General features: G+C 68.1%; 7 protein-coding genes and 1 pseudogene. 2 read left to right on the top strand and 6 right to left on the bottom strand.

Annotated features, from left to right (window positions below):
• From WBA11_RS07145 to WBA11_RS07120, 6 genes and pseudogenes are all read right to left on the bottom strand, one after another.
• Positions 1-351, bottom strand: a pseudogene (locus tag WBA11_RS07145) (flagellar motor switch protein FliG); the annotation flags it as partial.
• Positions 352-380: 29 nt separating this feature from the next.
• Positions 381-1,931, bottom strand: coding sequence for a flagellar basal-body MS-ring/collar protein FliF (fliF, locus tag WBA11_RS07140; protein ID WP_424520012.1), 1,551 nt, complete (start codon positions 1,929-1,931; stop codon positions 381-383).
• Between the two features lie 100 nt (positions 1,932-2,031).
• Positions 2,032-2,364, bottom strand: a complete 333-nt coding sequence (gene fliE, locus WBA11_RS07135; protein WP_424520011.1) for a flagellar hook-basal body complex protein FliE — start codon at positions 2,362-2,364, stop codon at positions 2,032-2,034.
• Complete coding sequence (locus WBA11_RS07130; protein ID WP_424520010.1) at positions 2,364-2,591, bottom strand: hypothetical protein; 228 nt, start codon at positions 2,589-2,591, stop codon at positions 2,364-2,366. Before WBA11_RS07130 ends, fliE begins: the two co-directional genes overlap by 1 nt.
• Positions 2,591-3,088, bottom strand: coding sequence for a flagellar basal body rod protein FlgC (gene flgC / locus WBA11_RS07125; protein WP_424520009.1), 498 nt, complete (start codon positions 3,086-3,088; stop codon positions 2,591-2,593). The genes WBA11_RS07130 and flgC overlap by 1 nt, the downstream gene beginning before the upstream one ends.
• 44 nt (positions 3,089-3,132) lie before the next feature.
• Positions 3,133-3,462, bottom strand: coding sequence for a flagellar basal body rod protein FlgB (locus WBA11_RS07120; protein ID WP_424520008.1), 330 nt, complete (start codon positions 3,460-3,462; stop codon positions 3,133-3,135).
• Between the two features lie 177 nt (positions 3,463-3,639).
• Between WBA11_RS07120 and WBA11_RS07115 the strand changes: the two genes are divergently transcribed.
• Together WBA11_RS07115 and WBA11_RS07110 are read left to right on the top strand one after the other, a co-directional pair.
• Positions 3,640-5,049 (top strand): sigma-54-dependent transcriptional regulator, encoded by a 1,410-nt coding sequence (locus tag WBA11_RS07115; protein ID WP_424520007.1) that lies wholly within the window; start codon positions 3,640-3,642, stop codon positions 5,047-5,049.
• A 216-nt stretch (positions 5,050-5,265) separates the two neighbouring features.
• Positions 5,266-5,889: SDR family NAD(P)-dependent oxidoreductase (locus WBA11_RS07110; protein ID WP_424520006.1), on the top strand; the 624-nt coding region annotated here is incomplete at its 3' end.

The following is a 5,889-nucleotide window of genomic DNA, read 5'->3' as shown; positions in this document are numbered from 1 at the left end:
CTTGGTCGCCGCGATGTCGAACCCGGTCCCTTCGGTCGCCGCAAGCATGCGCGGCTCGATAATCGACGCCCGGTCTTGATCGAGTTGGCCGATCACCGCGCGGGCCGCCTCCAGTCCACCTGACGCGGGGACGATGGTGATCTCGCTGTCCGTCGCCTGAAACGCATCCAGAACGTCTGCGACGATAGCGCCCGGGACCTGGTCCAAGCGGGCGATCTCGACAGACAGCTTTTCGATCTCATCGTCGCTGAGCGACGGCAAGAACTGAGCGGCCGTCTCGACGCCGAGTGCGACGACCAGCACGGCGGCGCGCTGAAGGCCGGTCAGAGTATCGGGGAAGGTCTCGGTCATGGAAGTGGGGATCGGCCTCGACGGCGGTCCTAGGACTCGTGGATCCAGCCCCGCACGATGGCGGCGGCGGCTTCGGGGTCGGCAGCAACCGCGGCGCGGACGTCCTCGAGGACGTCGGTTGCTTCGACCAGGTCGATGTCGGTAGCGAGCTTCTCGGCGTACGGGTCCGCGTCGACGGCTTCGATGGTGGTGCGCGGCTGCCCGTCCGGCCCCAGGAGTTGCCCGTCGGCGCCGACGGACAGTTCGCCGGGCTCGACGGTCCCGTCCTCGAGGTCGGCGTCGTTCTCGTTGACGCTGTCGGTCAGGCGGCGGAGCAAGCGGTAGCCGAGGAACAAGGCGAGGAGTACGATCCCGTACTGCATGCCCATCCCGGCGAGGGTCATCGTGTCGACGCCGTCGAGCAGGCCGGTCTCGGGCTCGGGCGGTTCCGAGAACCTGATCTGCTGGACCGCGAAGCGGTCGCCGCGGCCCTCGTCGAACCCGACGGCGTTCTTGACCAAACTCTCGATCTGGCGGACTTGCTCGTCACTGAACGGCGTCGGCTCGCCCTCTTCTCGAGGACGGTCGACGGCTGGCGGAGCGGCCTCGTCGAGAAGGACTGAGACGGTCAGGGTGCGAATGGAGCCGGCTTCTTGTTCGGCCCGCGTCAGCTCGCGCGTCAGTTCGTAGTTGCGGACCATCGAGTTGGCCGCGACGCCGTCGGCGGTCTCGTCCTGGCGTTCTTCAGAGATCATCGTTTGGCTCTCCGGGTCGACGGCATTGCGCTCCGTCACGGTGCTGGACAAGTCGAGGTCAGCGGCGACGCGCACGACGGCGCGGCCAGGACCGAGCATCTGGTCGAGCATCGTCTGGCCAGCGCCGGCCAGGTGCTCCTCGACCTCGCGGCGCATCCGCATCTGGGCCGTGGACAGCCCGCCCTCTCCCGCATCGGCTCCGGGTCCGGTCAGCATCCGTCCGGCCTCGTCGAGGACGGTGACCTGGGTCGGATCCATGTCCTCGACGGCACCCGCGACGAGTGCGGCGACGCCCGACACTTGGTCCGGTGACAGCGTCCCGCGGACCGACAGCACGACCGACGCCGTGGCGGCGATCTGCTGGTCCCGGAACGGGCTCCGCTCGGGCAGCACCAGGTGAACGCGCGCCCGCTCGATCTGTCGGACCGACGCGATCGTCCTCGAGAGCTCGCCCTCGAGGGCGCGCTTGACGTTGAGCCGCTGCATAAAGTCGGTCATGCCCAACGTTCCGGTGTCGAACAGCTCGTAGCCCGCAGGGCCATCCGTGACAGTTCCAGCCGTCGCCATGCTCACGCGGAGCGCGTAGACCTGGTCGCGGGGGACGAACACGGCTGTACCACCGTCGCGCAGGTCGTAGTTGATGCCCTGACTCTCGAGGGCCTCCACGACGCTCCCAGCGTCTTGAGCGGCCAGGTTGCCGAACAGCAGCGCGTAGTCCGGTTGGCTCGCCCACCGGGCCACCAGGAGGAGCCCGACGACCACGGCGACCACCACGCCGCCGAGCACCATGCGGCGCTGGGGCGGCAGCTGCTCGATAGACTCGCGGGCCTGAGCGATGGAGGACATGGGACGGATGGGGAGGTAGGGGTCGTGAGGCAGCGGCCTCGAGGTCGGGATAGAGCGGGGCGTCCTCGAGGGCGGGGGTTTCCCAACCTCGAGGGCTCCTCTAGATCTGCATCCTCATGATTTCCTGGTAGCCCTCGAGGAGCTTGTTGCGGACCTCGGTGAGCATCTGGAAGTGGAGCTCGGCCTGGTTCATCGAGATCATGACGTCGTGGACGTTCTCGGTCTCGCCGGCCACGAAGGCCTCGACCTGCGCGTCGGCCGACTTCTGCGCCATGTCGACGCGGTCGATGGCCTGGGCCATCGTGGCTCCAAACGGCGGCCCTACGGGCGCGCCAGCGGCCCCGGTCTCGCCACCGGGGCCCAAGATGTTGATCCGGCCTGGCTGGACGGTCTGGGTCTGTCCGACGCGAGCGGCTATGGCGGAGACGGTCATCACGCGGAAAGGTCGAGCCGAGCGCCGATCTGGGCCGGTTGGTGGACGCCTCGGCCCGGACCGTATAGCTTCTGCTCGACCTGAGGCCGGGCCGGAAACGCATCGGCGATTTGAGCCTCTTCGGCGGCGGACAGCCGAGCGGCGGCGGCCTGCTCAACAGGTGCTCTAGAGGAAGCCGGCTGGACCCCGAGCGTGTTGTACTGCGAGGTGTAGGACGGGATGTTCATCAGATTTCGAGGGAGCGCTTAATCATCTCTTTTGCGGCCTTGACCGATGTCAGGTTGGCCTCGTAGACCCGGTTGGCCGAGATCATCTGGGCCATCTCGTCCACGACGTTGATGTCGGGGTAGTGGACGTATCCGTCAGCGTCGGCGTCCGGGTGGGTGGGGTCGTATTCGAGTCGCTCACGGTTGTCGGAGACGACTTCGGTCGCGGGGCCTAGCTCAGCGCGCCCCACAGACCGCGCACGGGCAATGCCGCCCATGTGACGAGGATGGGTGGACCGCATCGGCATTTCAGCCTGGCGGAGAGCCGCCTCGAAACGACGGACGCCGCCTTGGGCCGTTTGGACGGCGCGCTTGGGCTGATACGGCACCCCGTCTTCCGTTCGCGTGGTAGTCGCATTGGCGATGTTCTCGGTCGCGACACCGAGCCGGATGCGCTGGGCTTCCAGGCCTCGAGCGGCAGTTCGAAACGGGCTTGCGCCGCGAATTGGAGACAGCATCGAGGTCGATGAATGGGGTGACAGGGTCGAGAGCCCGGTCGCCGTTACATGGTGCGGCCGGTGATCCCGGTGCGCATCCGGGAGAAGTGCTCGTGGAGCGCCCTCGAGGCCAACTGCGTGCGCATCTGGGTGTCGGCGATCTCCATGAGCTCGTCCTCAAGGAGCGGTGGGCGGTCCTCCTCGACGGCCTCGGCTGTAACGGCGTCCGCGGCTCCGGGTCCGCTACGGGCGCGCTGCAACGTCTCCTCAAAGCGGACCGACAGCCGGTCGTAGCCGGGGGTGTCGAGGTTGGCGACGTTGGAGGACAGCGCCTGCATCCGCCACGAGTACGCCTGCATGGCGTTCTGGAGGATGCGGAGGTTGGGAGGCGTCATAGGATCTCGGGCGTGCTGGGCGCTCTGCGATCCCTGTGCCATCCCTCATCTGGCCCTCAACTGGCCATTAGAGTCCCCTCGATGGTGCGGCGACGGCACGTTTGGCCGTGGCAGGAAACGCTTGCCGGCTCTCGGTTCCCCTCGAGGTCTACTTTGGCGCTGAACCTCCACGTGGACATGTCTGCATCGCTGGCCTCCCCCTCCCGAGTCCTATTTGTCGACGACGAGCTCCCGCTCCGAACCGTCGTCTCCCGTTTGCTCGAACGCCGCGGCGTCGAGGTCACGACGGCCGGCGACGCCGTCTCGGCCGTCGAGCTCATGCGCGACCAGCCGTTCGATCTGGTCCTGACCGACTTCCAGATGCCGGAGATGGATGGGTTCGAGTTACTCGCCCATGTCCGCGAGAACTACCCGGACACACCGGCCATCATGATGACGGGGCACGCAAGTGTCCAGCACGCTGTCCAGGCGATGGCCAACGGCGCGGTTGACTACCTGCCCAAGCCGTTCGCGGTCGACGCGCTCGCGGAGCGCGTGATCGGTCAGATCGAGGCCCGGCGCAAGGCCCGCGTCACGTCCTCGGCGACGCAGCTGTCCTCGAGGGCGCGCACGCCCCGGAGCGGTTCGCGGACCGGTCCCCCGTTCATCGGCCAACACCCGAGCATCACGTCGTTGCGAGAGCTCACCACTCGGGTCGCGATGTCCAAGGCACCGGTCTTCATCCATGGCGAAAGCGGGACCGGCAAGGAAGTCCTCTCGAGGACGATCCACGACGCGAGCCAGCGGTCCGGACCGTTTGTCGCGATCAACTGCGCCAACCTGCCCCGCGAGTTGGTTGAAAGCGCCCTCTTCGGGCATAAGAAGGGCTCATTTACGGGTGCCTCGTCGGACCACACCGGTGTGTTCGAGGAGGCTGACGGCGGGACGCTCCTCTTGGACGAGGTGACCGAGGTGGCTCCGGCTGTCCAGGCCAAGCTGTTGCGCGTGCTTCAAGAGGGCGAGGTCCAAGCGGTCGGTGCCAAGCGCCCTAAGAAGGTCGATGTCCGCATCGTCGCGACGACCAACCGCGACGTGGCGGGGGCCATCGAGGACGGCGCCTTCCGTGACGACCTCTACCACCGGCTTGCCGTCTTTCCGGTCTCACTTCCCCCGCTGCGAGAACGAGGTGACGATGTCCGCCTGCTCGCCGAACGGTTCGTAGAGAAGTACTGCGACCTCTACGGCTACCCGCCGAAGACCATCGCTCCGACGCTCATGGACCGGTTTGCCTCGGCCGACTGGCCGGGGAACGTCCGTCAGCTCGAGAACATGGTCCACCGAGGCGTCGTGCTCTCGGCCGAGCGCGACACCATTGAGCCGGGGGACGTCCACCACGCCGGCCTCGATGACGCGGCGCCGATCGACGGAGGCTTGTCTCCCCGTCCGCTCGCCGTCACGACGCTCGACGAGATGGAGCGGCACATGATCTTGCAGGCGCTCCAGGAGACGGACGGCAACCAGATTCAGGCCGCCGAGCGCCTGGGCATCTCGGACCGAACGATCCGCAACAAGCTCAAGAAGTACCGCGAGGAGGGCTTCGTCGATTGAGGCGGCCCTCGGGCGCGACCTCGAGGACGGGCCTCGGACGGACGACCGAGGGGGCTCCGACCAAAGGAGGCTCCGCCCCCGGGATCGCGTGGACATCTCGGCCGTCGCCCTCGCGCACCTAGGAACCCACCCCGTGCCGATCGCGACCTCGAGGCCGAACCGGGCCTCGGTGCGTTTTCGACCTCGAGGACGCCGACGGTCACCGCCCGAACCACCATGCCCCCTCCTCTCGCCGGCCGCCGCGCGCTCGTCACCGGCTGCAGCCGCCGCGTCGGCATCGGGTTCGCCATCGCCGACCGGCTCGCCTCTCTCGGGGCCGACCTCGAGGTCCACGCCTTTCGGCCGTACGACGCCGAGATGCCGTGGGGTGCCGACGGCGGCGGGCTCGAGCCCCTGCTCGACGAGCTCCGCCGTCATGGCACCGACGTCCACGGCCTCGAGGACGACCTGGCAGCACCGGGCGCCCCAGAACGTGTCGTGGCCTCGGCCTCGAACCGTCAGGTCGGCGCAGCCGGCCCACACCTCGACATCGTCGTCGCCAACCACACGTACAGCACGATGGGTGGGCTGGGCGACCTCGAGGGCGACGAGATCGACCGGCACCTGGCGGTCAACGTGCGCGCGACCTTGTTGCTCGTCCAGGCCTTCGCGGCGCAGCACGACGACCGACCGGGCGGGCGCGTCGTGCTCCTGACCTCGGGCCAGCAATCGGCGCCGATGCCGGGCGAGTTGGCCTACGTCGCGTCGAAGGGCGCGCTCGTGCCGTTGGCCAAAAGCCTGTCGGCGGCGCTCGCGCCTCGGGGCGTGACCGTCAACGCCGTCAACCCGGGCGCGACGGAC

Source organism: Rubrivirga sp. (assembly GCF_049648075.1).
GTDB lineage: Bacteria > Bacteroidota > Rhodothermia > Rhodothermales > Rubricoccaceae > Rubrivirga.
This window is presented reverse-complemented; position numbering and strand designations above follow the sequence as displayed.

Excerpts from the sequence above, each read along its gene's own strand:
- fliF (WP_424520012.1), bottom strand. The coding sequence starts at position 1,931 with ATGTCCTCCATCGCTCAGGCCCGCGAGTCTATCGAGCAGCTGCCGCCC.
- flgC (WP_424520009.1), bottom strand. The coding sequence starts at position 3,088 with ATGCTGTCTCCAATTCGCGGCGCAAGCCCGTTTCGAACTGCCGCTCGA.
- WBA11_RS07115 (WP_424520007.1), top strand. The coding sequence starts at position 3,640 with ATGTCTGCATCGCTGGCCTCCCCCTCCCGAGTCCTATTTGTCGACGAC.
- fliE (WP_424520011.1), bottom strand. The coding sequence starts at position 2,364 with ATGACCGTCTCCGCCATAGCCGCTCGCGTCGGACAGACCCAGACCGTC.
- WBA11_RS07130 (WP_424520010.1), bottom strand. The coding sequence starts at position 2,591 with ATGAACATCCCGTCCTACACCTCGCAGTACAACACGCTCGGGGTCCAG.
- WBA11_RS07120 (WP_424520008.1), bottom strand. The coding sequence starts at position 3,462 with ATGACGCCTCCCAACCTCCGCATCCTCCAGAACGCCATGCAGGCGTAC.